Annotated in this window: 20 protein-coding genes; 5 read left to right on the top strand and 15 right to left on the bottom strand. The window is 71.0% G+C overall.

What is annotated here, in order from left to right:
- Positions 1-98 precede the first annotated feature (98 nt).
- The 4 genes from OGL88_RS11990 to aroA form a co-directional block, all read right to left on the bottom strand.
- Positions 99-2,219 carry an oxidoreductase gene (locus OGL88_RS11990; RefSeq protein ID WP_263091512.1) on the bottom strand — a complete coding sequence of 707 codons (2,121 nt, stop codon included), beginning with the start codon at positions 2,217-2,219 and terminating at the stop codon, positions 99-101.
- A 4-nt stretch (positions 2,220-2,223) separates the two neighbouring features.
- Positions 2,224-3,048 (bottom strand): SDR family oxidoreductase, encoded by an 825-nt coding sequence (locus tag OGL88_RS11985; RefSeq protein ID WP_263091511.1) that lies wholly within the window; start codon positions 3,046-3,048, stop codon positions 2,224-2,226.
- A gap of 83 nt (positions 3,049-3,131) precedes the next feature.
- Positions 3,132-4,301, bottom strand: a complete 1,170-nt coding sequence (locus OGL88_RS11980; RefSeq protein WP_263091510.1) for an acyl-CoA dehydrogenase family protein — start codon at positions 4,299-4,301, stop codon at positions 3,132-3,134.
- A gap of 3 nt (positions 4,302-4,304) precedes the next feature.
- Positions 4,305-7,547, bottom strand: a complete 3,243-nt coding sequence (aroA, locus tag OGL88_RS11975; protein ID WP_263091509.1) for a 3-phosphoshikimate 1-carboxyvinyltransferase — start codon at positions 7,545-7,547, stop codon at positions 4,305-4,307.
- A gap of 119 nt (positions 7,548-7,666) precedes the next feature.
- On the opposite strand from aroA, the gene OGL88_RS11970 reads away from it, so the two are divergent.
- The gene (locus OGL88_RS11970) at positions 7,667-8,806 is read left to right on the top strand and encodes a glutamate--cysteine ligase (protein WP_263091508.1); all 1,140 of its coding nucleotides are present in this window, start codon (positions 7,667-7,669) and stop codon (positions 8,804-8,806) included.
- Between the two features lie 181 nt (positions 8,807-8,987).
- On the opposite strand, the gene ffh is transcribed toward OGL88_RS11970, so the two are convergent.
- Positions 8,988-10,541 (bottom strand): signal recognition particle protein, encoded by a 1,554-nt coding sequence (gene ffh, locus OGL88_RS11965; protein WP_111086061.1) that lies wholly within the window; start codon positions 10,539-10,541, stop codon positions 8,988-8,990.
- Positions 10,542-10,584: 43 nt separating this feature from the next.
- Complete coding sequence (locus tag OGL88_RS11960) at positions 10,585-11,256, bottom strand: hypothetical protein (protein WP_263091507.1); 672 nt, start codon at positions 11,254-11,256, stop codon at positions 10,585-10,587.
- A gap of 89 nt (positions 11,257-11,345) precedes the next feature.
- Between OGL88_RS11960 and lipB the strand changes: the two genes are divergently transcribed.
- Positions 11,346-12,113 (top strand): lipoyl(octanoyl) transferase LipB, encoded by a 768-nt coding sequence (gene lipB / locus OGL88_RS11955; protein WP_263091506.1) that lies wholly within the window; start codon positions 11,346-11,348, stop codon positions 12,111-12,113.
- Positions 12,110-13,093: a lipoyl synthase gene (gene lipA / locus OGL88_RS11950; protein WP_263091505.1), complete on the top strand. Its 984-nt coding sequence runs from the start codon at positions 12,110-12,112 to the stop codon at positions 13,091-13,093. The genes lipB and lipA overlap by 4 nt, the downstream gene beginning before the upstream one ends.
- Positions 13,094-13,282: 189 nt before the next feature.
- Here lipA and OGL88_RS11945 read toward each other — a convergent pair whose 3' ends face one another.
- Together OGL88_RS11945 and ftsY are read right to left on the bottom strand one after the other, a co-directional pair.
- Positions 13,283-13,441, bottom strand: a complete 159-nt coding sequence (locus OGL88_RS11945; RefSeq protein ID WP_139199230.1) for a DUF4175 domain-containing protein — start codon at positions 13,439-13,441, stop codon at positions 13,283-13,285.
- Between the two features lie 59 nt (positions 13,442-13,500).
- Complete coding sequence (ftsY, locus tag OGL88_RS11940) at positions 13,501-14,370, bottom strand: signal recognition particle-docking protein FtsY (RefSeq protein ID WP_111086057.1); 870 nt, start codon at positions 14,368-14,370, stop codon at positions 13,501-13,503.
- A 233-nt stretch (positions 14,371-14,603) separates the two neighbouring features.
- On the opposite strand from ftsY, the gene OGL88_RS11935 reads away from it, so the two are divergent.
- Complete coding sequence (locus OGL88_RS11935) at positions 14,604-15,632, top strand: TerC family protein (RefSeq protein WP_263091545.1); 1,029 nt, start codon at positions 14,604-14,606, stop codon at positions 15,630-15,632.
- Between the two features lie 202 nt (positions 15,633-15,834).
- On the opposite strand, the gene OGL88_RS11930 is transcribed toward OGL88_RS11935, so the two are convergent.
- From OGL88_RS11930 to OGL88_RS11900, 7 genes are all read right to left on the bottom strand, one after another.
- Positions 15,835-19,686, bottom strand: a complete 3,852-nt coding sequence (locus tag OGL88_RS11930) for an AAA family ATPase (RefSeq protein WP_263091504.1) — start codon at positions 19,684-19,686, stop codon at positions 15,835-15,837.
- Positions 19,687-19,740: 54 nt separating this feature from the next.
- On the bottom strand, positions 19,741-20,712 hold the full coding sequence (gene mutM / locus OGL88_RS11925) for a bifunctional DNA-formamidopyrimidine glycosylase/DNA-(apurinic or apyrimidinic site) lyase (RefSeq protein ID WP_263091503.1): 972 nt from the start codon (positions 20,710-20,712) through the stop codon (positions 19,741-19,743).
- Positions 20,713-20,716: 4 nt separating this feature from the next.
- Positions 20,717-21,442 carry a ribonuclease III gene (gene rnc, locus OGL88_RS11920; protein ID WP_228506018.1) on the bottom strand — a complete coding sequence of 242 codons (726 nt, stop codon included), beginning with the start codon at positions 21,440-21,442 and terminating at the stop codon, positions 20,717-20,719.
- A 13-nt stretch (positions 21,443-21,455) separates the two neighbouring features.
- Positions 21,456-21,659: a 50S ribosomal protein L32 gene (gene rpmF, locus OGL88_RS11915; protein WP_017888273.1), complete on the bottom strand. Its 204-nt coding sequence runs from the start codon at positions 21,657-21,659 to the stop codon at positions 21,456-21,458.
- A 55-nt stretch (positions 21,660-21,714) separates the two neighbouring features.
- Complete coding sequence (locus tag OGL88_RS11910) at positions 21,715-22,296, bottom strand: YceD family protein (RefSeq protein ID WP_111086054.1); 582 nt, start codon at positions 22,294-22,296, stop codon at positions 21,715-21,717.
- 118 nt (positions 22,297-22,414) lie between these two features.
- Complete coding sequence (gene coaD / locus OGL88_RS11905; protein WP_111086053.1) at positions 22,415-22,900, bottom strand: pantetheine-phosphate adenylyltransferase; 486 nt, start codon at positions 22,898-22,900, stop codon at positions 22,415-22,417.
- Positions 22,901-22,943: 43 nt separating this feature from the next.
- The gene (locus OGL88_RS11900) at positions 22,944-25,172 is read right to left on the bottom strand and encodes an ATP-dependent DNA helicase RecG (RefSeq protein WP_263091502.1); all 2,229 of its coding nucleotides are present in this window, start codon (positions 25,170-25,172) and stop codon (positions 22,944-22,946) included.
- 86 nt (positions 25,173-25,258) lie between these two features.
- On the opposite strand from OGL88_RS11900, the gene OGL88_RS11895 reads away from it, so the two are divergent.
- The coding region (locus OGL88_RS11895; RefSeq protein ID WP_263091501.1) for an RsmD family RNA methyltransferase at positions 25,259-25,783 on the top strand (525 nt) is incomplete at its 3' end.

Raw genomic sequence — 25,783 nt, 5'->3', positions numbered from 1 at the left:
AGCTCGAGAGAGATCGCTCACAGCTGGATAGAGGGTCGAGCTGCGGCGATTCGACCGTTCATTCTTACAGATTCCGGGCCGCGATGCGAGCCGACGCGCTACGGCGCGAGTCGCCGGACCGCTTCGAGGGCCTCGGACGTCGCGCGGACCGCGTCCACGCTCCGTGCGTCGCGTGCGCCGCCGACGACGGCGAACGGCACACCGGCGGCCTGGAGGCCCGTCACGAGTTCGTCAGGCACGTCACCCTCGGTGTCGATCGCGCGTTCCTGCCCGGCGCAGACCACGACGTTGTCCGCCGGGATCGCGCGCTCCTCGCCGTGCTCGTCGCGGATCCAGAGGACACCGGGCTCGATGCGCAGGTACTCCTGCACGCCACCGACCATGCGCACCCCGGCGTCACGGAGGCGACCGATGGCGACCCAGCGCGAGGTGATCCCGACGCCCTGCCCGAACTTGCCCGATCGGCGCAGCACGGTGACGTCGGAGCCCGGCCGGATCGTGCGCGACGCGGCGGGCAGCCGCTGGGGCACGTCACCGACGAGCTCCTCGGAGACGTCGAGGTCCCAGCGCGCCGCGAACTCGGTGGCGCGGACCGACTCGTCCGGCGACTCGGTCAGGAACGCCGCGGTGTCGACGCCGATGCCGCCGCCACCGATGATCGCGACGGTGCCGGCCGGCACGCCATCGCGCAGCGCATGCTCGTACGACAGGACGTGCGGCAGGTGTGCACCGGGGACGTCGACGTCGCGCGGGACCACCCCGGCGGCGAGCACCACGGCGTCGCTGTCCGCCAGGTCCGCGGGCGTCGCCGGGCGGCCGAGGTGCACCGTGGCCCCCCGCTCGTCGAGTTCGGCGCGGGCAGCCCGCACGGTGGCGGCGTAGTCCTCCTTGCCGGGCACGAGCGCGGCGAGGCCGAACTGGCCGCCGAGCCGGTCGGCGGCCTCCCACACGGTGACGTGGTGGCCGCGTCGGGCGGCGTCGACGGCTGCGGCGAGTCCAGCCGGTCCCCCGCCGACGACGTCGACGCGCTTGGGGTCGGTGGTCGGACGCGCGGGGAACGCGACCTCGCGGGCGGCACGCGGGTTCACCAGGCAGGACACCGGCGCGCCGATGATCGAGCGGTCGAGGCACGCCTGGTTGCAGCCGATGCACGTGTTCACCAGGGCGAACCGGCCCGCGAGCGACCGGTTCACGAGCGCGGGGTCGGCGAGGAACGGTCGGGCGAGCGCGACGGCGTCGATGGCTCCGTCGGCGAGGACGGTCTCACCGTCGCGCAGGTCGGTCATCCGGTTCGACGCGATCACCCGAACGTCTGGGTACGACGAGGCGCGCACGACCCCGGCGATGCGCGCGGCGTAGGCGAGCCAGGCACCGTGCGGCACGGCGGCCTGCACGGTCGGCGTGCGGGACTCGTGCCAGCCGATCCCCACCGAGATGCCGTCGAGCCCGAGCGGCAGCAGGTCGTGAACCAGGGCGTCGACGTCGTCCTCGGTCGACGAACCGGGCATCAGGTCGGCGCCGGAGAGCCGGATCGTCACGGCGAGGTCCGGCACCGCGGCACGCACGGCCGACACCACCGCGATCGTGAAGCGTCGTCGGCGTTCGGGAGAACCGCCCCACTCGTCGTCACGCAGGTTCGTCAGCGGCGACTGGAACTGGTTGATGAGGTACCCCTCGGACGCCATGATCTCGACGCCGTCGAACCCGATGTCGCGCGCGGACCGGGCCGCGGCGGCGAAGTCCTCGATGGTGCGCTCGATCTCGGCCGGCGTCAGCTCGGTCGGCACCACGCCACGGGCGGCCGCCCAGGGCAGGGCCGACGGTGCCACCACGCGCTGGGGGTCCCCGTGCCGGTCGACCATCCCCGCGGCGAGCGCGTACCGCCCGGCGTGGAACAGCTGCGCGAGGATCGTGGAGCCCTCGTCGTGCACGGCGTCGACCGCGGCGCGGAACCGCTCGTCCGCTCCCCCGACACCGAACACGGCGAAGTCGGGGCCGCCCCGGGCCTCGTCGTTCACCGCGATGCCGCCGGTGATGATGCAGGCGGCGCCGCCGGCGGCACGTTCGCGGTAGAACGCCGCCATGCCGGCCCCACCGTCGTCGTGCACCTCGAGTCCGGTGTGCATCGACCCCATGACGACCCGGTTGGGCAGGGTCAGGGGGCCGAGGGTCCACGGCGAGGAGACGACGGCGAGCTCGGGCATGGCGACGGTGCTCATGCCCCTACTCTGCCGGAGGGAGCACCGCGTCGCGCAGCGGCGACGTCGTGTCCGCCCAGAACGGCGGGGCGATCACGGTCAGGCCGCCGTCGACCGACAGCACCTGGCCGGTGATGTAGCCGGCCTTGTCGGACAGCAGGAAGTCCACCGCGTCCGCCATGTCGTCGGCGGTGCCGGGGCGCTGCAGCGGGAGCTTCTCGAACACCGAGTCGATCGGCGCCTGGCCGGGGACCTTCGTGTAGAAGTACTCGAGCGAGTCGGTGTCGATCAGACCACCGTTGACCGCGTTCACCGTGATCTGGCGCGGACCGAACTCGACCGCCATGTACTTCATGTACGACTCGCTCATGGCCTTCGCGGCGCCGAGCGCGGCGTAGGTCGGGAACGCGCGGAGCGATCCGTACGAGGTCACGACGACGATGCGCCCACCGCGGTCCATCAGCTCGGCGGCACGCTGCGCCCCGAGCACGAACGAGCGGGCGTTGGTGGCGTAGCTGCGGTCCAGGTGGTGCAGCTTCAGTTCCTTGACCGGCTTGAACGCGCTGGCAGCGGCGTTCGCGACGAAGTAGTCGAGGCGACCGTAGGTGTCCCGTACCAGGTCGAACAGGGCGTCGATCGACTCCGGCTGCTCGATGTCGACCTGCGCGGTGATGCCGTCGCCGCCGGCGGCCTTGACGTCGGCCAGCGACTCCTCGGCCAGGTCGGCGTTGCCCTTGTACGTGACCACGACGGTCACGCCGCGCTGGCCGAGCTTCTGCGCGAGCAGGCGGCCGATGCCGCGCGAAGCGCCCGTGATCAGTGCGATGGGTGCGTTGGTGGTGTCGGTCACTGCGGTCCTCTACGTGTGTGGGGAAGGACGGGAGGCGCGGGGCGGGCCTGCCACGGGCCTCCCGTCCGGTGGGTGGTGGTGGTCTAGAACCCGGCCTTGCCGGTGACGACGGCGCGGCCGACGACCAGCTTCTGGATCTCGTTGGTGCCCTCTTCGAAGCGCTGCGCGCGCGCGTCGCGGTAGACGCGCTCGATCGCGTTGCGCTTCCAGTAGCCCTGGCCGCCGTGCACCTGCAGGGCCTTGTCGGTGACGCGGGCGAGCATGTCGACCGCGACCATCTTCGAGGCGCTGGACAGCGTGCCGGCGTCCGGGCGGTCCTCTTCGTAGGCGCGGGCGGCCTCGAGCACCAGGGCGCGGGCTGCGGCGATGTCGGCGTAGTTCTCGGCCAGGTAGAACTGGATCGCCTGGCGGCTGGAGAGCTGCTTGCCGAAGGTCTCCCGTTTGTTCGCGTACTCGACGGCGAGCTCGTTCGCGCGCTCGGCGAGGCCGACGGCGCTCATCGCGACGGACACGCGACTCGGCAGCAGGAAGCCGCCGAGCGCGACCTCGAGCCCCTGGCCCTCGGCGCCGAGCAGCGCACTGGCCGGCACGGGCACGTCGGTGAAGCGCAGGATCGCGTGGTCGGTACCGCGGATGCCCATGGTGTCGGAGTCGTCGATCACCTCGGCACCCGGCAGACCGGAGTTCGGCATGAGGAACGCGACCGTGCCGTCCTGGCCGGTGGTGCCCTCGAGGCGGGCCGCGATGAGCCAGTAGTCGGCCTTGACGCCGAACGTGATGAGGTGCTTCTCGCCGTTCATCACGTAGGTGTCGCCCTCGCGGCGGACGGTGGTGCGGATGTCCGCGCCGGTGCCGGCCGTGGCCTCGGTCAGGGTGAACGCGACGAGCTTGTCGCCCGCGACGCTCGGCTTCACGACCTGTTCGATCTGCTCGGGCGTCGCGTACGGCGCCATGGCGCGCCACGTGCCGTTGATGACGTGGACGAGCATGCGGATCGACGCGTGCGAGCGGGAGACGATCTCCATGATCTCGAGGTAGCGCGAGAACGGGATGTCCCGTCCGCCGAGCTCGGTCGGCGCCGCGAGCGACAGCCACCCGTTGTCCTTGAGCTCCTGGAAGAGCTCCGGGGCGACCTGGCCGGTGCGCTCGATCTCGTCGGCCCACTCCTCACCACGGCCGCGGACCCACTCGGTGACCTCGGCCTTGAGCTGCTGGAAGGCCGTCTCGGTGTCCGGCTCCGTGACCATCGTCATCTCTCAGTTCTCCTTCGTCGCGACGAGCGCGGCCGCCTGCTCGCGCAGGACGTTCTTCTGGACCTTGCCGACGGCGTTGCGCGGCAGTTCGTCGATGTACTCGAGCCGCTCCGGCCAGTAGTACTTGCTCACGCCCGCCTTGTCGAGCGCCTGCTGCATCGCCGCGAAGTCGAGCCGTTCGGCACCGGCGGCCGGCACCACGAACGCGCAGGCACGCTCACCGAGTCGGGCATCCGGCATCGCGACGATCGCCACGTCGGTCACCAGGGGGTGCTGGTAGAGCAGGTTCTCGATCTCGACGACCGGGATCTTCTCGCCGCCACGGTTGATGACGTCCTTGATCCGACCGGTGATCGACAGGAAGCCGTTCGCGTCGACCTTCGCCAGGTCGCCGGTCTTGTACCAGCCGTCCTCGGTGAAGACGTCGTCGGTCAGGTCCTGGCGGTCGAGGTAGCCGTCGAACATCGTCGGCGAGTGCAGCTCGAAGTTGCCCTCGGTGTCGGCGGGGAGCTCGTGGCCCTCGTCGTCGACGATCCGGATCCGGATGCCCGGCAGCGCACGACCGTCGTGCCCGTACGCTGCCGCCGGGTCGTCGCTCGGGCTGGACAGGGCGCCGAGGCAGGTCTCGCTCGTGCCGAACGCGCCGAGGATGGCCGTGCCGAGCACCGTCGCGGCCCGCTGGGCGAGGGCCCGCGGCACGGCGGCACCGGTCGGCACGAAGATCCGCAGCGACTCGGGCTGGGCGGCACCGGCTTCGACCAGGTCCACGAGGTCGGTCAGGAACGGGGTCGCGCACTGCACGAACGACGCCTTCGCGACGCCGAACGCCTGCTCGAGCGCGACGGTGCCGTCCCACACCGGCTGGATGACCTGCGGCGCACCGAGCCGGAACGCCAGCAGCATGCCGTACAGGAACCCGGTCTGGTGCGCGAGCGGCGACGGGATGTAGATCCGGTCCGTGCTCGTCAAGCCCGACTGCGCGACGTGCATGGCGGTCGCCAGCCCGAGGGTGCGGTGCGGGTGCTGCACGCCCTTCGGCTCCCCCGTCGTGCCGCTCGTGAACAGCAACTGGCAGACGTCGTCGGGGCCCGGCGCACGCGCGGTGATCTCGTCGACGTCCGCGTGCACGGCGTCGAGGGCGTTGTCGAAGTAGCGCCAGTGCCAGTCGCTCGTGGCCACCCGGTCCAGGGCATCGGCGGGCAGCGGCGGCTGGTTGGTCGGGGCGTCGGCCTGACCGCGTGCCTCGGACCGGAGCACGATGACGTGCTCGACCGACAGCCGGCGCTGCTGGGCCTTCGCCTCGTCGATGACGTCGAGGAGCTCGAGCGCGGGCCGACGCTTGCGGAACACGTTCGGCAGGAACACCACGCGGGCGCGGGACCGGGCGAGCGTCATCGTCGTCTCGCGCGGACCGAACACCGGCATGATCGGCGTCGCGACCGCCCCGATCTGGATCGCCCCGAGGGTGATGGAGACGAACTCGCGCCAGTTCGGCAGCTGCATGGCGACCGACTCGCCCGTGCGGACCCCCAGCTCGAGCAGGAGCGCGGAGACTTTGTCGGCCTCGTCCTGCAGTTCCCGCCACGTGGTGTTCACCGATGCTGCGCCGCCGACCTCGATGACCGCGAGGCCGTCGGGATCGGTCGTCGCCAGGGTACGGACCTTCTCGCTCAGCACGAGGGGGTCGGCGTCGACTCCGGCGAGCGCGAGCTGCTCCGGGTTCGTGGGCGCGGCCGGCTGCTGCTCGCCGTCGGCGCGCGCACCGTCGGCCCGCTCACCGTCGGTGCGCTCACCGTCGGCGCGCTCACCGTCGGTGCGCTCGCCGAGGTCGGTGCGCGCGTCGGCGATCTCGGCCGCCTCGGCCGCGTCGGCCCGGTCGTCGCGAGCGATCTGCGCGGCGAGGGCGTCGCCGACCTCCATGTCGAGGCCGACGGAGTTCATCGCCTCGAGGAACGTCGGGTACGAGATCCGGTAGGCCCGCGGGTAGGTCAGCCCCGAGGTGCCGCGCGCCTTCGAGGCGGCGACGGCGAGCGACATGAGCACGCGGTGGTCGTTGAACGACGACATCTGCGCGCCGTGGAGCCCCTCGGCCCCGACGCCGGTGACGCGGAGCTCGTCCGCACCCTGCTCGGCCCGGCCGCCCATGCGGTTGAGCTGCAGCATCGCGGCGACACGGTCGGACTCCTTCAACCGGATGTGGGCAACGTTCCAGAGCCGGGTGGTGCCCTCGGCGAACGTGGCCATGGTCGACAGCACCGGCAGCAGATCGGGGATCGGCTGGCAGTCGATGTCGAGCGGTCGCAGCGGGGAGCCGTCGTGCTCGATGCGCACGAACCCGGTCTCCTCGTCGATCCGCATCGGGACGCCCATCGCCGTCGCGAGGTCGAGGAACTCGCTCTCCGGGTGGTCGGTCTCGGCGGTGGTGAAGGCCGTCATGCCGCGCAGGAGCAGGTTCGACTCGCGGATGCCGGCCGCGGCGATGCCGAACGCGGCGGAGCCGATGTCCGGCGGGATGACGTAGTCGTGCGGGGAGGCCTGCTGGTTCGCCGGGATCCGGTACTCGAGCCAGTCGTCGGAGACCTCGACCGTCAGGCCGAACTGTCGCATCATCCGGACGGTCAGTTCGACGTAGGGCTGCTCGTTGAGCCGGTCGCCGGTGATGTGGATCCGGGTCTCCTGCTCGGCGAACGGGGCCACCAGCAGCAGGCCGGAGACCCACTGCGACAGGGTGCCGGCGATCGTGACGTCACCGCCGCGGGGGCGCTTCGGCTGGACGGTGACGGGCGGGCAGTCGTTCGTCGCCTCGAGCTCGATGCCCATCTGGGTCAGGGAAGTCAGCAGTGCCTTGATGGGCCGGCGCTGGAAGTACTTCATGCCGGCGAGCGTCATCGGCTTGTCGGCGAGCGACGCAAGACCCGTCATGAAGTAGAGCGTGGTGCCGGAGGACCCCATGTTCAGGATGCCGTCGGCGCCACGGGACCCGTGGTCGACGACGTCGGTGGCCGCGTACCGGCCGCCCAGCCCGGTGACGTGGTACTCGTCCCCGCGACGCTTCACGTCGACGCCGAGGGCGCGGAGCGTGCCGACGGTCCACTCGACCTGACGGGTGGCGCTGATGCCGGAGACGATGCTCGTCCCCTTCGCCAGCGACGCGAGCACCAGCGCGCGGTGCGCGTGGTACTTCGAGACCGGGACGTCGAGTTCACCGACGAGTGGTGCGGACGTGCCGCGCACGACCAACTGCATGCGTACCTCTTCCTGCTCTGTACATATCAACGGTACGCCCGGTGTGGAACTACTGTGAATCGGATCCGCACGACCAGAACCCGCCGTCGTTGTGCGTGTCCGACAACCTTCCGGGCAGGATGTACAGCATGGACATCCGCTTCACCGAGTCCCCTCCGTCGACCATCGGCGTCGAGTGGGAACTGCCGCTGGTCGATCTGTCGACCGGCGACCTCACGCCCCGTGCCCCTGCCGTCATCGCGGCCGTGCACGAACGGATCGGCGACCGCGAGCGGGTGACCGAGGAACTCCTGACGAACACCGTCGAGGTCGTCTCCAGCGTGCACTCCCGGGTCGGCGACGCCACGAGCGAGCTGTCGGGCATCATCGGCGAGGTCATCGACGCCGCCGAGCCGCTCGACGCCCAGGTCATGTGCTCCGGCACGCATCCGTTCGCCGTCTGGGACCAGCAGGAGATCACCCCGGACAGTGAGCACTACACGACCCTGATCGACCGGACGCGCTGGTGGGGCCGTCAGATGCTCATCTGGGGTGTGCACGTGCACGTCGGCATCGACGACCGCGACAAGGCCCTGCCGATCCTCGGCGCGATGCTCGCGTACGTCCCGCACCTGCAGGCCTTCACCGCGTCGAGCCCGTTCTGGGCCGGCATCGACACCGGCTACGCCTCGAACCGCGCGCTGATGTTCCAGCAGCTCCCCACCGGTGGCCTGCCGCCCGCCCTCGGGGCCTGGGCGAACTTCGAAGAGGTGGTGAGCGACCTCACGCACACCGGCGTCATCGACAGCGTGAAGGACCTGCGCTGGGACATCCGCCCGTCGCCGAAGTGGGGCACGCTCGAGAACCGGGTGTCGGACGGCATCTCGACCCTGCACGAGGTCGGTGCCGTCACCGCACTCGTGCAGTGCCTGGTCACCACGATGTCCGACCGGCTCGACGCCGGCGAGACCCTGCCGACGATGCAGCCGTGGTTCGTCCGTGAGAACAAGTGGCGCGCCGCCCGCTACGGCATGGAGGCCGAGATCATCACGAACGCCGCCGGCGACGAGCGACTCGTGACCGACGAGGTGCACGACTTGGTGCAGCGGCTCGACCCGGTGGCCGAGCGACTCGGCTGCCAGCAGGAGTTGCACCACCTCGACACGATGATCGCGAACGGGGCGTCCTACCAGCGGCAGCTGCGGGTCGCGCAGGAGCACGGCGGTGACCTGCGCGAGGTCGTCCGCCACCTGGTCACGGAGTTCCGCGAGTCGCTGTGACCCCGGGCCGCTCCGCGTAGCTGGTCGGATCGGGCGTACCGGGTCGTTACTTCCGACCAGGTACGCCCGATGCCGCCTGCCATCGCGCCCGTTCTGGGAAGGAACGTCGCGAGGTGCGCGCAGACGGACGGGAGGCCCGGTGCCAGCTGGCACCGGGCCTCCCGTCCGTCAGCGGTCGCGACTAGCGCCCCAGGAACTTCTGCAGGCTCGCGAGCTCTTCCTCGGTCGGCGCCTTGCCGCCCTTGGCGGCACCGCCGAGGCCGAGGCCGGAGCCCTTCGGCGCCTGCTGCGGAGCGGCAGCGGTACCGGCGGCGATCGCCGCACGCTTGGCCGGGTTGCCGACCTTCGACTTCTTCTTGCCGCCCTGCTGCTGCTTCTTGCCGCCGTGCATGCCCGGGATCGGACCCATGCCCGGCATCTGCGGCACGCCACCACGGGCAACGGTCTTCATCATCTTCGCGGCCTGCTCGAACCGGTTCACGAGGGCGTTGACCTCGGTGACCGTGGAGCCGGCACCCTTGGCGATGCGGAGTCGACGCGAGCCGTTGAGGAGCTTCGGGAGTTCGCGCTCCTTCGGCGTCATCGACTGGATGATCGCCTCGGTGCGGACGATCTCGCGCTCGTCGAAGTTGTCCAGCGCCTCGCGCATGCCCTTGGCGCCCGGGAGCATGCCGAGCATGCCCTTGATCGAGCCGGCCTTGCGGAGCTGCTGCATCTGCTGCAGGAAGTCGTTCAGCGTGAACGAGTCGGACGCGATCTTCTCGGCGACCGCGCGGGCTTCGTCCTCGTCGAAGGCCGACTGGGCCTGCTCGATGAGCGACATGATGTCGCCGAGGTCGAGGATGCGGCTCGCCATGCGGTCCGGGTGGAACGGCTCGAAGTCGTCGAGGCCCTCACCCGTGGAGGCGAACATGATCGGGCGACCGGTGACGCTGGCGACCGACAGGGCCGCACCACCGCGGGCGTCGCCGTCGAGCTTCGACAGCACGACACCGGTGAAGTCGACGCCTTCCTGGAACGCGCGGGCCGTGACGACGGCGTCCTGACCGATCATCGCGTCGATGACGAACAGGACCTCGTCGGGGTCGACGGCCTTGCGGATGTTCGCGGCCTGCTTCATCAGCTCGGCATCGACACCGAGACGACCGGCGGTGTCCACGATGACGGTGTCGTACTGCTGGTCGACCGCGGCCTTGATGGCGTTCTTGGCGACCTTGACCGGGTCACCGACGCCGTTGCCGGGCTCCGGCGCGAAGACGTGGACGCCGGCCTGCTCGCCGACGACCTGCAGCTGCTGCACAGCGTTCGGACGCTGGAGGTCCGCCGCGACGAGCATCGGGGTGTGGCCGTCCTTCTTGAGCCACTTGCCGAGCTTGCCGGCGAGGGTGGTCTTACCGGCACCCTGCAGACCAGCGAGCATGATGACCGTCGGCGGCTTCTTCGCGAACTCGAGGCGACGCTGCTGCCCGCCCAGGATGCCGACGAGTTCCTCGTTGACGATCTGGACGACCTGCTGCGCCGGGTTCAGCGCGCGGTTGACCTCGTCGGAGAGGGCACGCTCGCGCACGGAAGCGGTGAACGCCTTGACGACCTCGAGCGCGACGTCGGCGTCGAGGAGCGCCCGCCGGATCTCGCGGACGGTGCCGTCGACGTCGGACGGAGTCAGCCGACCCTTGCTCCGCAGATTGCGGAAGGTCTCGGTCAGCCGATCGGAGAGTGAACCGAATTGCGCCATGATCCGTCGATTCTACAAGGCTCGGAGCGCGGGTCCTGGTCGGTCAGCGCAGCAGCACGCCGGGCGTGAGCTCGACCGGGGTGTCCAGCCCGACGTCGAGGACCACCGGCGCGGTCGACGGCAGGCGGTCACCGGTCGGGAACCAGCGCCGTTCCGACGACACCAGGATGACGAGACCGTCGACGTCGCCGACCGCGGCGAAGCCCTCGCCTGCCGGGTTGGCGTAGGGCTCGAGTCCGGCGCGGCGCAGTGTCCCGACGGCACCGAGGACGTCGGGCACCGCGATGCCGACCTCGCTGACGGAGACGAGCGGCAGCGGCCCGGTGGACACACCGGCACGGGTCGCACCTGCCCCAGCGGCGAGATCCCGCCGTTCGATGAGCTCGAGCAGCTGCTGGTCCGGTCCCTCGAAGTACACCGATCGCGAGTTCCAGTTCGGCGGGCCCTCGAACTCGTCACGCCCGTCGGCGTCGACCAGCACCGTCGCGATCCCGGCGATCCACTCGGCAGCCACGTCGAACGTGCCCGCCGGGATCGTGATCGCGAGGTGCAGCGCACCGGTCATCGACCGCAGTTCCCGGAACAGGAGGCGCGTGGACCCCACAGCGACCTCGACGACTCCGTCGGCGCGGTCGACCGGGCAGCCGAGCTGTTCCCAGAACCGGGCGGTGTCGTCGAGCGAGCGGGTGGCGAGCTGTGCCTGGCGGATGTCCATGTTCGCCATCCGAAGCCCTCAACCACGGTTCAGGTCAAGGTCGCCCCCGTTGTTGTACTCCGTCCAGAAACCGTCGTAGGCTCGCTCGCATGCCGGAACTCGAGATCGTGCGGCCTGCCGGGCTGCTCGACTACGCCGAGGGACTCGCGCTGCAGCGGGACCTCCACGCCGACGTCGTCGCCGGCCGCTCCCCCGGGGCCCTCGTGCTGTGCGAGCACCCGTCCGTGTACACCGCCGGCCGGCGCACCGAGCCGTCCGACCTGCCGACGAACGGCGCCCCGGTCGTCGACGTCAACCGGGGCGGACGCATCACCTGGCACGGCCCGGGGCAGCTCGTCGCCTACCCGATCGTCCGACTGGCCGTTCCGATCGACGTCGTGGCATGGGTGCGCGACCTCGAGCAGGTCATCATCGACGCGGCGGCGACCGTCGGGGTCGACGCACGGCGCATCGACGGCCGGAGCGGCGCGTGGACGTCGTCGCCGACGACCGGGGCCGTCCCGACGACCGGCGCGCCACCCGCCAAGGTCGGCGCCATCGGGCTGCACGTCGCCGACGGCGTGACGACCCACGGCATCGCGATCAACTGCGACAACGCGCTCGACGCCTACGCCGCGATCGTGCCGTGCGGCATCGCCGACGCCGGGGTGACGACGCTGAGCGCCGCCGCCGGGCACCCCGTCACGGTGGCCGACCTCGCCGACGTCGTGGTCGACCGCATCCGTGCCGCCGAGCACGGCATGCGCAGCGGCGACCGGATCAGCCGCGCGGCACGCAGCGCCGCGAGCATCAGCACCGCAGCCACCAGCACCGCAGCCACCAGCACTGCGCCCGCTCGACAGGAGACCCTCGTATGACCCTCGCCCCCGAAGGCCGCCGGATGCTCCGCGTCGAGGCCCGCAACGCCGAGACCCCGATCGAGACGAAGCCCGGGTGGATCAAGACCCGTGCCACCCAGGGCCCGGAGTTCCGCGAGCTGTCCGCCCTGGTCAAGGACAAGCAGCTGCACACCGTTTGCCAGGAGGCCGGCTGCCCGAACATCTTCGAGTGCTGGGAGGACCGCGAGGCCACCTTCCTGATCGGCGGCTCGCAGTGCACCCGCCGGTGCGACTTCTGCCAGATCGACACCGGCAAGCCCGAGCCGCTCGACCGCGACGAGCCCCGCCGGGTCGCCGACTCGGTCGTGTCGATGGGCCTGAAGTACGCCACCGTGACCGGAGTCGCCCGCGACGACCTGGCCGACGGCGGGTCCTGGCTCTACGCCGAGACCATCCGCCAGATCCACGAGCACTCCCCCGGCACCGGCGTCGAGATCCTGGTACCGGACTTCAACGGCCGCCCGGATCAGCTCGGCCAGGTGTTCGACGCCCGACCCGAGGTCTTCGCCCACAACGTCGAGACCGTGCCGCGGATCTTCAAGCGGATCCGACCGGCGTTCACGTTCGAGCGCTCCCTCGACGTCATCACGCAGGGTCGCGAAGCGGGACTCGTCACGAAGTCGAACCTGATCCTCGGCATGGGCGAGGAGCGCATCGAGATCGAGGACGCGCTGCAACGACTGTTCGACGCCGGCACGGACATCATCACGTTGACGCAGTACCTCCGCCCGTCGCCGCGGCACCTGCCGGTGGCGCGCTGGGTCAAGCCGGAAGAGTTCGTCGCGCTGCGCGAGGTCGCCGAGGAGATGGGCTTCGCCGGGGTGCTCGCCGGCCCGCTCGTCCGGTCGTCGTACCGCGCCGGACGCCTGTGGGCGCGCGCCACGGTCGCGCGTGGCGGCTCGGTTCCCGAGCACCTGTCGCACCTGCTCGACGCAGCGCCCGGTCGCCAGGCGGTCTGAGTCTCGCGCGGTGCTGCGCGAGTTTCGCGCTCGGCGACAGTTCTCGCGCTCCGGAGCGCGAGAAGTGTCGCCCAGGCCGAGACTCGGCGCGCGCGGCCCGAGACTCGGGCACGGACAGACGGGAGGCACGGTGCCAGCTGGCACCGTGCCTCCCGTTCGTCCATCCGCCCGTTCAGGGCGACGCGAGCGCTATGCGCGACCGCGGATGCTCCTGAGGAGCCAGCCGATGACGGCCAGGATGATGAGGACGATCCCGACCCACAGCAGGAACTTCAGCGCACCGACGAAGATGCCGCTGAAGAGCAGGACGAGGCCGACGATGATCGCGATGATCAGGAGAGCGGGCATTGAGGGGCTCCTTCCGGTGTACCTGGACGATCCCTGTACTGCGGAGACAGTACCCGTAATCAGCCGACGAGGTTCTGCACGAACACGTGCGGGGTGAAACCGGTCAGGTCGTTGATGCCCTCGCCCTGACCGATCAACTTGATCGGGATGCCCGTCTTCTCCTGCACGCTGAGCACGAACCCCGCCTTCGCGGAGCCGTCGAGCTTGGTGATGACGAGGCCGGTGACCCCGGCACCCTCGATGAACGCCTGCGCCTGGGCCAGGCCGTTCTGCCCGGTCGTGGCGTCGAGGACGAGCAGCACCTCGCTGATCTCGGTCTGCTTCTCGACGACGCGCTTGATCTTCGTCAGCTCGTCCATCAGGCCGGCCTTGGTGTGCAGGCGGCCGGCGGTGTCGATGACGACGATCTCGGTGTTGTCGCGGATCGCCTTCTCGACGGTCTGGTACGCCACCGAGGCCGGGTCCTGCCCGGGCTGCGACGGCCGGACGACGTCGACGCCGGCGCGCTCGGCCCAGGTCGCGACCTGCTCGACCGCGGCAGCACGGAAGGTGTCGGCCGCACCGACGAGGACCGTGCGGTCGTAGGTCTTCAGGAACTTGGCGAACTTGCCGATCGTCGTGGTCTTGCCGACACCGTTCACCCCGACGACGAGCACGACGGCGGGCCGCGCGCTGAGCTTGAGCGTGGTGTCGAGCTTCGACAGCCGTTCCTCGAGCACCTCGCGCAGCATGCGCTGCAGATCGGCCGGGTCGGTCGTGCCGTACCGGTCGACGCGCGCGTGCAGGTCCTCGATGATCGCCTCGGAGATGTCCGGACCGAAGTCGGCACCGATCAGCGCGGTCTCGAGGTCCTCCCACGTGGTCTCGTCGATCGTCTTGCGCTGGAAGAGGCCGCGCAGCCGTGAGGACAGTGACCAGGAACTCGCCATGCTCCCAGCTTAGAGCGCGGCGCATGTCCGCTGTGCCCGGTATGCTCGGTCTCACGAAGGGGAGTATTCCCTCTCGGTGACCCCGTCAGTACGGCCCGGAACGATCCGGTCCCGGGGCGCCGGTCGTGCTGCACCGGATCCGGTGCGACACGGCGGAAGAGACCTTCAGGCCTCGGCGTACCCACGTGTCGTCCCACGACACGCACTCGTACGTCGCCTACCTGAAGGAAACCGTGGACGTCCCACTCTTCGTCTGGCTCCTCACCATCGCAGGCATCCTCGCCCTGCTGGTGTTCGACTTCTACTCGCACGTGCGCACCCCGCACGTGCCGCACATCCGCGAATCCGCGTTCTGGTCCGTGTTCTACATCGGACTCGCGATCCTGTTCGGCTTCGGCATCCTGGTCTTCGGCGGCGGACAGGCCGGCGGTGAGTACTTCGCCGGGTGGCTCACCGAGAAGGCGTTGTCGGTCGACAACCTGTTCGTCTTCCTCATCATCATGTCGAGCTTCGCCGTACCGAAGGAGTTCCAGCAGAAGGTCCTGCTGGTCGGCGTCGCGATCGCCCTCGTCGCCCGAGGCATCTTCATCGCCCTCGGCGTCACGATCATCGAGAACTTCTCGTGGGTGTTCTACCTGTTCGGTGCGCTGCTGTTCTGGCTCGCGTGGTCGCAGGCCCGCAGTGGCAACGACCACGGTGGCGACGAAGGCGACTCCCGCCTGATCCGCATCCTGAAGCGCATCATCCCGACGTCGGACCACTACGACGGCGACCGCCTGACCACCAAGGTCGACGGCAAGCGCCTGTTCACCCCGATGCTGCTCGTCATGGTGGCGATCGGTCTGACCGACGTGCTGTTCGCACTCGACTCGATCCCCGCGATCTTCGGGCTCACCCAGGACGCCTTCATCGTGTTCACCGCGAACGCGTTCTCGCTGCTCGGCCTGCGGCAGCTGTACTTCCTGATCGCCGGGCTGCTCGAGCGTCTGATCTACCTCGGTCAGGGCCTCGCGGTCATCCTCGGCTTCATCGGTGTGAAGCTCGTCTTCCACGCCATGCACGTCAACGAACTGCCGTTCATCAACGGCGGCGAGCACATCGAGTGGGCGCCCGAGATCCCGATCTGGTTCTCGCTGGGCTTCATCATGCTGACCATCGCGGTCGCGACGACCGCCTCGCTCGTCGTCTCGAAGAAGCGTCAGGAGCGCGGGCTCACCCCGACGGGCGAGCCGAAGGAGTCGGTCGCGGCCGACGCGGAGTAGTCGCGACGCCCTGGACGGGCGGCAACGCGGACGGGAGGCACGGTGCCAGCTGGCACCGTGCCTCCCGTCTGTCCGTCCCCGAGTCTCGGGCCGCGCGCGCCGAGTCTCGGCCTGGGCGACAGTTCACCCGCTCCGGAGCGCGTGAACTGTCGCTCAGCGCGAGTCTCGCCCGGCCGGCCAACCGGCCGGCCAGCCAGCGCGGCTACGCGACCGCGTCGGCGGGCTCGCGCCGCTGGACCCGCTGCCCGACGACGGCGGACACGCCGTCCTGCCGCATCGACACCCCGTACAGGGCGTCGGCGATCTCCATCGTCCGCTTCTGGTGGGTGATGACGATGAGCTGCGAGGACTCGCGGAGCCGCTCGAACACGGTCAGCAGGCGACCGAGGTTGGCGTCGTCGAGGGCGGCCTCGACCTCGTCCATGATGTAGAACGGCGACGGTCTGGCGGTGAAGATCGCGACGAGCAGCGCCACTGCGGCCAAGGACCGCTCGCCACCGGACAGCAGCGTCAGGCGGTCGATCTTCTTGCCGGCGGGCTTCACCTGCACGTCGATCCCGGTACCGAGCAGGTCGGTGGGATCGGTGAGGGTGATCGAGCCGGAGCCGCCCGGGAACAGGATCGGGAAGATGACGTCGAAGGCGTCCTTGGTGTCGTTGAACGCCGACTCGAAGATCGTCTGCATCTTCGTGTCGAGCTCGTCGATGATCGTCATCAGGTCGGTGCGGGTCTTCTGCAGGTCCTCGAGCTGCTCGGCGAGGAACGCGTGCCGCTGCTCCAGGGCCTGGAACTCCTCGAGCGCGAGCGGGTTCACCTTGCCGAGCCGCCCGAGGTCGCGTTCGGCGGCCTGCAGGCGGCGCTCCTGCTCGGCGCGGACGTACGGCACGGTCTCGACGTCGTCGGGGTCGACCTCGTCGGTGACGTCGAACTCGGGCAGGGCGGGGCCGCCGGGCAACGTCGAATCGGCGTCGACGAGCGCCACCGTGTCGTCGCCGGCGCTGGTGTCGAGGTCCGCCGTGCCGTCGTCGGGGGCGATGTCGGTGTCGGTCTCCGCCTCGTCGACCGGCGCCGTGGCACCGTCCGCCGGCCCGTCGAGGCCCGCCGCGGCAGCCGCCGCGCGCTCGGCGTCGCGGTGCTTCCGTGCGAGCACCCGCGGGTCCACCAGCACGTCGACCGGCACCGGCACGGTCGGCCCGTACTCGGTGACGAGCACGGCCTCGGTCAGCCCGAGGTCGCTCAGCGCCCGGTCGAGCACGCCCGACACGTGCAGCTTCTTCTCGTAGATCTCCATCTCGAGTGAGTGCACGCCGTCGGTGATCGTCTGCAGCCGGTCGCGGAGCTCGCGCTCCTCGTTCCGGATCGCCTGCAGTTCGGTGTTCCGCTTCGACCGTTCGGACTCCTCGGTCGCGAGCTGCACGCGTGCCTCGGCCAGCGACCGGTCGACGGCGCCCAGCACACCCGGCAGGTCGGCGAGGACGGCTTCGGCGGTCTCGATCTGCCCGCGGCGGATCACCGCACGACGCGCTGCTTCCTCCGCCGCCGCGCGCTCGGCCTCGAGCTGGCGTTCGAGCTGGTCGGCACGGTGCAGCTCGGCGCGGACGCGCTCGCGCACGGTCTGCACCTGGATGCGCTGCTCGACCTCGGCGGCGCGTGCGGCCTCGAGTGCGTCCTGCAGGCCCGGACGCTCGGAGGCGTCGACGACGGGACGCTCCTGCTCGGCGAACGCGTGGAGCGCCGTCTCGGCCTCCGTCAGGGCGGCCTCGACGACCTCGACGGCGCCGTCGGTCTCGGCGAGGGCAGCGCGCAGGCGCTCCACCTCGGCCGCCGCGTTCTCGGCCTTCGCCCGCGACGAGGCGCTGGCCCGGTCGTACTCGGCCGTCGCCTTGGCGTGCGCGCGGGACGCAGCGTCGGCCTCGTCCGCCCGGCGGCGTGCGTCCTCGACGGCGGTGCGTGCTGTCTGGAGGCCCGTGGCTGCGTCCTCGGCGTCCGCCCTGATCGCGTCGCGTCGCGTCACGGCGTCGTCGCGCTCCGCGACGAGCTCGATCCGCGAGGTCACGCGCTCCCCGCCGCCGGTCACGCGGACGGCGCGCACGAGGTCGCCGGCACGGGTGACGACCGTCGCCTGCGGGGCGGCGGCGAGCACGGCCTCCAGGTCGAGCGTGTCCGGGTGTCCGTCCTCGTGCTCGTCCTCGTGCTCGTCCTCGTGCTCGTCCTCGTGCTCGTCCTCGTGCGCCGGGATGTCCGCGATCAGGGTGTTCCGCAGGATCGCGGCGATCGCCGGCGGGCCCTGCACCAGGTCGAGTGCACGGCGGACGCCGGCCGGCAGCGTTTCCGGCAGGTCCGTGGGGACGACCTCGGCGTCTGCGACGACGACGTCGATGCGACCGATGTCCGCGGAGCGGGCGTGGTCGACGGCGTCGAGCGCGACCGACCGGTCGTCGGCGAGGACGGCGTTGGCGAGCCCGTCGAGCGCGACGGCGACGGCGCCCTCGAACCCGGGCGTCACCGTGAGCGCGTCGGCCAGGCGCCCGACGATGCCCGCGTGTCCGGCGTCGATGAGCGCCTGCGAACCGTCGCGGACGTCGATCGACATGCCGAGCGCCGCGACCCGCGCGTCGAGGGCATCTCGCTCGCGCTCGAGGGCGTGCAGCCGGTCGCGCTGCTCGTCGCGGGCGGCCTGAGCAGTCTCCAACTGCGCACGAGCCGCCTGGAGCGTGGTGGCGAGGGCATCGTCGTCGACGCCCTCGGACGGATCGGTGCCGAGTTCGGCGAGGGCCGCCGTCGCACGCTCGGCGCGCTCGCCCGCCTCGGCGAGGGCGCGCTCGCGACGTTCACGGTCCGCGACCGTGGACCCGCGCTTCGACCGGGCCACGTCGACGGCGTTCGCGAGCCGTTGCGCCTCGAGGTCGTGCTGCGAGACCCGGGCGGCCTGCGCGGCGATGCGTTCGTCGAGGGCGTCGAGCGCGTCACGGGCGGCCTGCACCGCACGGGCGGTCTCGGCGGAACCGCCCTGCATCTCGTCGGCGCGGGCGGCGAGACGATCGGCCTCGGCACGCACACCCGCCACCCGCTCCGGGGTGATCGAGGGGCCCTGCTGCGGGGCGTCGGCCTGCTGCGCCAGGAACATCAGCCGCTGGTTCGCCAGGCTGGACAGCCCGCGCAGGCGCTCCTGCACGCTCTCCAGACGGTGCACCACGGTCCGGGCGCGGTCGACGTCGTCCCCGACCATGCTCTGCTCGACGTGCTGCTGGCGGACCCGGGTCTGGTCGAGTCGTTCGGTCAGGACGATGCGCTCGGACTTGCGACCAGCCTCGACCTCTTGGTGGTCGTGCAGTTCCCGGCGCAGTCGGACGACGTCGTCGGCGAGGATGCGGGCCTTGGCGTCCCGCGCGACGGCGGCGACGGACTGGGCCTTGCGGGCGACCTCGGCCTGGCGTCCGAGCGGCTTCAGCTGGCGCCGGATCTCGCCCGCGAGGTCGGACAGGCGGGTCAGGTTCGTCTGCATCGCGTCGAGCTTGCGGAGGGTCTTCTCCTTGCGGCGACGGTGCTTCAAGATGCCGGCGGCTTCCTCGATGAAGCCGCGGCGGTCCTCCGGGGTGGCGTGCAGGACCTTGTCGAGCTGCCCCTGCCCGACGATGACGTGCATCTCGCGGCCGAGGCCGGTGTCGCTCAGGAGCTCCTGCACGTCGAGCAGTCGACAGTTCTCGCCGTTGATGGCGTACTCGCTGCCGCCGTTGCGGAACAGCGTGCGCGCGATCGTCACCTCGGAGTAGTCGATCGGCAGCAGCCCGTCGGTGTTGTCGATCGTCAGCAGCACCTGGGCACGGCCGAGCGGCCCGCGGGTCGAGGTGCCCGCGAAGATGACGTCCTCCATCTTGCCGCCGCGGAGGGTCTTCGCCCCCTGCTCACCCATCACCCAGGCCAGGGCGTCGACGACGTTGGACTTGCCCGACCCGTTCGGGCCGACGATGCAGGTGACCCCCGGCTCGAACGCGAACGTCGTCGGCTGCGCGAAGGACTTGAACCCCTTGATGGTCAGGCTCTTCAAGTACATGCGGTCTCCGGGTGTGCTCGCTCGTGCGGCGCTGTGGTGCTGCTGGGCGTCAGGCTAACGCGTGCGAGCGCGGGGACGCGGTTGGCACACGGGGCAGATGTGGCTCGACCGGTTCATGAAGGCCTCGCGCACGATCGTCGTGCCGCAGCGGGGGCAGGGCTTCCCCTGCTGTCCGTACACGTTCAGCCGCTGCGAGAAGTACCCGGACTGCCCGTTGACGTTGACGTACTGGGCATCGAAGCTCGTCCCGCCGTCCTCCAGTGCGCGCCGGAGGACACTGCGCACCTCGTGCAGCAGGCGTGCGAGGTCGGCACGGGTCAGCCGCTCGGCCGGTCGGTCGTAGTGCAGCTTCGCGGCCCAGAGGGACTCGTCGGCGTAGATGTTCCCGATGCCGCTCACGACGCCCTGGTCGAGCAGGATCCGCTTGATGCCGCTCGAACGCTTCCGGGCGATGGCGGTGAAGCGGTCGTCGTCGAACGCGGGGTCGAGCGGGTCGCGGGCGATGTGCGACACCTGCTGCGGCACGCTCCGGCGCCACACGGCATCGGGGTCCGATGCGTCGACGTGCCCGGCGAACCCCGCGGGGGCGCCGTCCACCGTCGGCACCATCGCGTCGATCGCCATCGAGCCGAAGGTGCGCTGGTCGACGAACTCGAGCTCGACCGCGGGTTCGGCGGTGCCGTCGCGGTCCGTGCCGACGGGTCGCACGTCGATGAGGATGCGGCGGTGCTTCGCCGCCGGTCGACCGCGGCCGAGCAGGATCTGGCCGCTCATGCCGAGGTGGGCGACGAGCGCTTCGGGCCGGTCGCCCTCGTGCTCCGGCTGCAACGGCATCCAGAGGAACTTGCCCCGACGGACTGCTGCGGCGATGGTGCGACCGGTCAGGCGGTCGGCGAAGTCCTCGGCCGGTCCGTCGTGCCGGGTGAGCGCTCGGTCGTCCACGACGTCGACGTGCAGCACCCGAGCGCCGCTGACCGCGGGTTCGAGGCCGGCGCGGACGACCTCGACCTCGGGAAGTTCGGGCACGCGGTCAGGCCGCTCGGCCGGACAGTCGGGTCCAGGCGTCGAGCGCCGCGGACATCTCGGCGGCCTTCTTGCTCGAGCCGGTGCCGACCGCGATGTCCTCGCCCTGCAGGACGACGGTCGCGCTGAAGGTCTTGTCGTGGTCCGGGCCGGTCTCGGTGACGCGGTAGGCCGGGTTGCCGAGCGAGAGGCTCGCCGCGAGCTCCTGCAGGCTCGTCTTCGGGTCCATCGCGGCGCCGAACCGGTCGGGGTCGATCATCAGCGGCTCGACCAGGCGGAGCACGAGGTCGGTCGCCGGGTCGGGGCCCGCGGACAGGTAGGTGGCGCCGATGACGGCCTCGACGGTGTCAGCGAGGATCGACGACTTGTCGCGGCCGCCGGTCTGTTCCTCGCCCTTGCCGAGGCGCAGGTACTGGCCGAGCCCGATCATCCGAGCGATCTCGGCCAAGGCGACCGTCGACACCAGGCTGGCTCGACGCTTCGCGAGGTCACCCTCGTCGAGGTCGGGGAAGGACCGGTAGAGCTTCACGGTCACGGCCTGGCCGAGGATCGAGTCGCCGAGGAACTCGAGGCGCTCGTTGTGCTTGATGCCCCCGTGCTCGTAGGCGTAGGAGCGGTGCGTCAGGGCGAGCTGGAGCAGCTCGAGGTCGATGTCGACCCCGAGCTGGCCCTGCAGACGAACGACGTCCGGCCCAACGGGGCGGGACCCCGTTGCGCCGGACGTCGTCGTCATGCGTTCGGTCCGATCAGACGTCGGCGACCTTGCGGCCCTTGTACTCCATGTACAGGGGGGTGCCGGCCGAGTCCTCGACGACCTTCGCGCGGTGCGGGAGGCTGTAGGTGACCTGACCGTTCTCGATCGTCTTGACGAGCTGGATCGGCGTGGCCTTCCACTGCGAACGACGGGCGTGCGTGTTCGCACGGGACTGCTTGCGCTTGGGAACGGCCATGGTGAATCTCTTTCGGTTGGTCGGTGGTCGGTACGGGGGCTGGCGGTGTCGGGGCCTACTCGGCCTCGGCCCGCTCCTCGCCCTCGGTGGTCTTCGTGTCGGTGGTGTCGCCGTGGGCGGCACGCTCGGCTGCTTCGAGCTGGATGCCGGTGAGGGCTGCCCAGCGCGGGTCCAGGGTCTCGTGAACGGGCTGCTCATCGAGGTCGGCCAGTCGCTCGCCCGTCACCGGGTCGAGGCCTGGGCAGTCCGGTCGGCAGACCGGCTGGAACGGCAGCGCCAGCACCACCGCATCTCGAACGACCTGTTCGCAGTCCACGTGGTCATCGCGAACGAAGAAGTCGAAATCCTCCGAGGCATCATACGCGAACAGCTCGGCGAAATCGACCTCGACGGGTTCGCTGATGTCGATGAGGCAGCGCGAGCACTCCCCCGTCGCGTCGGCCGAGGCGTGACCGGACACGAGGACACCCTCGTGCAGGCCCTCGAGCCGCAGGTCGATGCGCAGCGGAGCACCTTCGCGCACCGCGATCACACCGGCTCCCAGCGCGTCCGGCACCACGATGTCGAGCGAGTGCTCGCGCATCTCGCCCGGACGGTGCGCCAGGTCGCGCACGCGCAGGGCGTAGGGGCTGTTCACGTGGGAAGACACGATCGTCAACTCTAGCGTGAACGCAGCCGAGAGTCGAGGCAGGCGGGGGTGTGTCCGCGCGTCGGGCGACCGTGCCTGCGGCTCGGCGTGCGGCTCAGCGCGCGGCTCAGCGCGCGGCGAGGGCCGCCGCCACGGCCTTCGGCACGTAGGGGGTGACGTCACCGCCGAGCGTCGACACCTGGCGGATGAGCGAGCTCGACACGTGGGAGCGCGAGGCGTCGGGCAGCAGGAACACGGTCTCGACGTCGGCGAGGTGCCGGTTCATGATCGCCATCGGGGTCTCGTACGCGACGTCCTCGCCCGACCGCACGCCCTTGACGAGCACCTTCGCCCCGACCTGCCGGCAGTAGTCGACCAGGAGCCCGGAGGTCCACTCCCCGACCCGGACCGTTCCGGGCGTCCCGACCTCGGCCAGGGACTCCTCGATGAGCCGGACGCGGTCGACCGCCTCGAACATCGCGGGCTTCTTGTCCGGGTTGTGCACCACGAGCACGTGCACCTCGTCGAACAGCCCGGCAGCTCGACCGATGACGTCGAGGTGCCCGAGCGTGACGGGGTCGAAGGAACCGGGGACCACCGCGATCTGCGCCATGGCAGCGACGATACCGGTCCGGGCCGGGGCGTCCGGGCCGGGGTCAGTTCTTGCCGAGGAACGCCGCGTCGGACTCGTCGAGGCGGCGCGCCAGTGCCTCGCGCAGGGCCGGGGACCCGTCGAGCTCGGGATCGGGTTCGAGGACCCGTTCGGCCTCGCCACGTGCGTCCACGATGAGGTCGGCGTGCTCGACCACGCGCAGCAGGTTGAGCGACGACCGGCCGCCCGACTGCCGCTCGCCGAGCACGTCGCCCTCGCGCCGGAGCTCGAGGTCGACCCGGGCGAGCTCGAAGCCGTCGTCCGAGGCGGACACCGCGTCGACGCGCTCCCGCGAGGTGGTCTCGAGCTCGGCGGTGGTGACGAGCAGGCAGACGCCCGCCCACTGCCCGCGCCCGATGCGGCCGCGCAGCTGGTGCAGCTGGGAGACACCGAAGCGATCGGCGTCGAGCACGGCCATCATCGCGGCGTTCGGCACGTCGACACCGACCTCGATCACGGTCGTCGCGACGAGGACGTCCAGGTCGCCGGCGGCGAAGGACGTCATCACGCGGTCCTTCTCCTCCGCCGTCATCCGGCCGTGCAGCACCGCGATCCGCCGGCCGTCGAGCACGGGCATCGTGCGCATCCGCTCGGCGGTGGCGAGCACGGTCGCCGGCGCGCGCTTGGGGGCGTCGTCCTCGGACTCGGCGGGCGCGGGTTCGCCGTCGTCCTCGGCGTGGGCGTCGTCGATCGCGGGGCAGACCACGAAGGCCTGACGTCCCTTGTCGAGCTCTTCCGCCATCCGGGACCAGATGCGGGACTCCCACCCGGGGTGCTCCGCCAGCGGCACCGTGAAGGTCTCGACGCCGGCACGACCGGAGGGCAGCCCGGTGATCGTCGAGACGTCGAGGTCGCCGAACACCGTCATCGCGACGGTGCGCGGGATCGGCGTGGCGGTGAGCACCAGGACGTGCGGTGGGGTGGCGCCCTTGGTCCGGAGCGCTTCACGCTGCTCGACGCCGAAGCGGTGTTGCTCGTCGACGACCACGAGCCCGAGCTCGGCGAAGTCGACGCGGTCGCCGAGCAGCGCGTGGGTGCCCACCACCAGCCTCGAGCTGCCCGACGCCGCGGCGAGCAGGGCCCGTCGGCGTTCGTCGGTGGACTGTGACCCGGTCAGGATCACCGGACGGAGCTCGGCCGCCAGGTCCGGTCCGAGGAACTTCACGATGGACCGCAGGTGCTGTGCGGCCAGCACCTCGGTCGGGGCGATGAGGGCGGACTGCCCACCGGACTCGGCCACCGTGAGCATGGCGCGGATGGCCACGAGGGTCTTGCCGGAGCCGACCTCGCCCTGCACCAGCCGGTGCATCGGCCAGGTGCGGGCGATGTCGGTGTCGATCTCGGCGCCGACGGCACGCTGGTCGTCGGTCAGGGTGAACGGCAGGGTGGCGTCGAAGCGCTCGAGGATGCCACCGGGAACGGCCACCCGCGGGGTCGCCGCGGTGCGTCGGGCGCGGATCCGGCGCTGCACCAGGGCGGTCTGCAGCACGAATGCCTCGCGGTAGCGCAGGGCGTCCTGCGCGCGCTTGAAGTCCGCGACCTTCTCGGGGCGGTGGAGCAGCTCGAGCGCCCGGCGGAACGGGACGAGGTCGAGCCGGCTGCGCGCCGAGGCCGGCACCGGGTCGGGCAGGTCCGGCAGGGTGTCGAGCACGATGCCCATCGACTTCGCGATCTGCCACGAGGTGAGCGACGCCGTCGCCGGGTAGATCGGGATCGGCTGCCGTGACCACCGGATCGCTTCGTCCGATCCGGGGTCGGCCGTGGCACGGGGGTCGTCGGGGTCGAAGAGCTCGTAGTCCGGGTGGGCGAGCTGGCGGGCACCGCGGTAGTCGCTGACCTTGCCGGAGAAGATGCCGCGGGCACCGGGCACCAGGTCCTTGGTGCGCCATCCCTGGTTGAAGAACGTCAGGGTGAGCAGCCCCTTGCCGTCGCCGATCTTGGCTTCGAGGATCGATCCGCGGCGGGCACGCATCGTGCGCTCGCGGACGTCGACCACCTCGGCCACGATGGTGACCGGCTCGCCGATCGCCAGGGAGTCGAGCGCCGTCAGCGCGCCGCGCTCGGCGTAGCGCCGCGGTGCGTGCTCGAGGAACTCCCCCACCGTGCGGTGGCCGAACGCCTTCTCGATCGCGGACGCGGTCCGACCACCGAGCACGTTCGCGAGCCGCGCGTCGAGGGGCGCCGGACCGAGGTCGGGCGCGGCCGGCGCAGCGGGGGTTCCGGTGGTGACCACGGACACCACGGTACCGGGCACGACCGACGTGCCACGTGCCTCCCGTCCGGCCTGTGGACGACGCCGCCGGCCGATACGGTGGCTGCATGACCCGCATCATCGCCGGCGCCGCCGGCAACACGACGCTCCGTGTGCCGAAGTCCGGCACCCGGCCGACGAGCGACCGGGTGCGCGAGGCACTCTTCTCGTCGTTGGAGGCCCGCGGGCTCGTCGACGACACGTCCGTCGCGGACCTCTACGCCGGCACCGGGGCCCTCGGGCTCGAAGCGGCGTCGCGCGGTGCGGTCGAGGTCGTGCTGGTCGACCGCGCGTCGGCCGCGGCGCAGGCGTGCCGGGCGAACGCGAAGGCCGTGCAGCAGCGGATCCCCGGGGTGCGGATCGACGTGCAGCCGCAGCCGGTGCTCGGGTACCTGCGCGGGACGGTGCGCACGTTCGACCTGGTGTTCATCGACCCGCCGTACGACGTGACCGAGCACGAGATCGCCGAGGTGCTCGAGACGCTCGTGCCGCGGTTGACCGCAGGTGCCGTCGTGGTGCTCGAGCGGAGCAAGCGTTCGCCCGAACCGACGTGGCCCGCGGGGCTCGACCCGTTCAGCAAGCGCAGCTACGGC

This window comes from Curtobacterium sp. RIT-PI-V (assembly GCF_025642935.1).
Lineage (GTDB): Bacteria > Actinomycetota > Actinomycetes > Actinomycetales > Microbacteriaceae > Curtobacterium.
Note: the sequence above shows the minus strand (reverse complement) of the source record. Positions and strands in the feature narration are given on the sequence as shown.

Coding starts and splice junctions, on each gene's coding strand:
- OGL88_RS11990 (WP_263091512.1), bottom strand. CDS start 2,219: ATGAGCACCGTCGCCATGCCCGAGCTCGCCGTCGTCTCCTCGCCGTGG.
- OGL88_RS11980 (WP_263091510.1), bottom strand. CDS start 4,301: ATGACGATGGTCACGGAGCCGGACACCGAGACGGCCTTCCAGCAGCTC.
- aroA (WP_263091509.1), bottom strand. CDS start 7,547: ATGCAGTTGGTCGTGCGCGGCACGTCCGCACCACTCGTCGGTGAACTC.
- OGL88_RS11970 (WP_263091508.1), top strand. CDS start 7,667: ATGTACAGCATGGACATCCGCTTCACCGAGTCCCCTCCGTCGACCATC.
- ffh (WP_111086061.1), bottom strand. CDS start 10,541: ATGGCGCAATTCGGTTCACTCTCCGATCGGCTGACCGAGACCTTCCGC.
- OGL88_RS11960 (WP_263091507.1), bottom strand. CDS start 11,256: ATGGACATCCGCCAGGCACAGCTCGCCACCCGCTCGCTCGACGACACC.
- lipB (WP_263091506.1), top strand. CDS start 11,346: ATGCCGGAACTCGAGATCGTGCGGCCTGCCGGGCTGCTCGACTACGCC.
- lipA (WP_263091505.1), top strand. CDS start 12,110: ATGACCCTCGCCCCCGAAGGCCGCCGGATGCTCCGCGTCGAGGCCCGC.
- OGL88_RS11945 (WP_139199230.1), bottom strand. CDS start 13,441: ATGCCCGCTCTCCTGATCATCGCGATCATCGTCGGCCTCGTCCTGCTC.
- ftsY (WP_111086057.1), bottom strand. CDS start 14,370: ATGGCGAGTTCCTGGTCACTGTCCTCACGGCTGCGCGGCCTCTTCCAG.
- OGL88_RS11930 (WP_263091504.1), bottom strand. CDS start 19,686: ATGTACTTGAAGAGCCTGACCATCAAGGGGTTCAAGTCCTTCGCGCAG.
- rnc (WP_228506018.1), bottom strand. CDS start 21,442: ATGACGACGACGTCCGGCGCAACGGGGTCCCGCCCCGTTGGGCCGGAC.
- rpmF (WP_017888273.1), bottom strand. CDS start 21,659: ATGGCCGTTCCCAAGCGCAAGCAGTCCCGTGCGAACACGCACGCCCGT.
- coaD (WP_111086053.1), bottom strand. CDS start 22,900: ATGGCGCAGATCGCGGTGGTCCCCGGTTCCTTCGACCCCGTCACGCTC.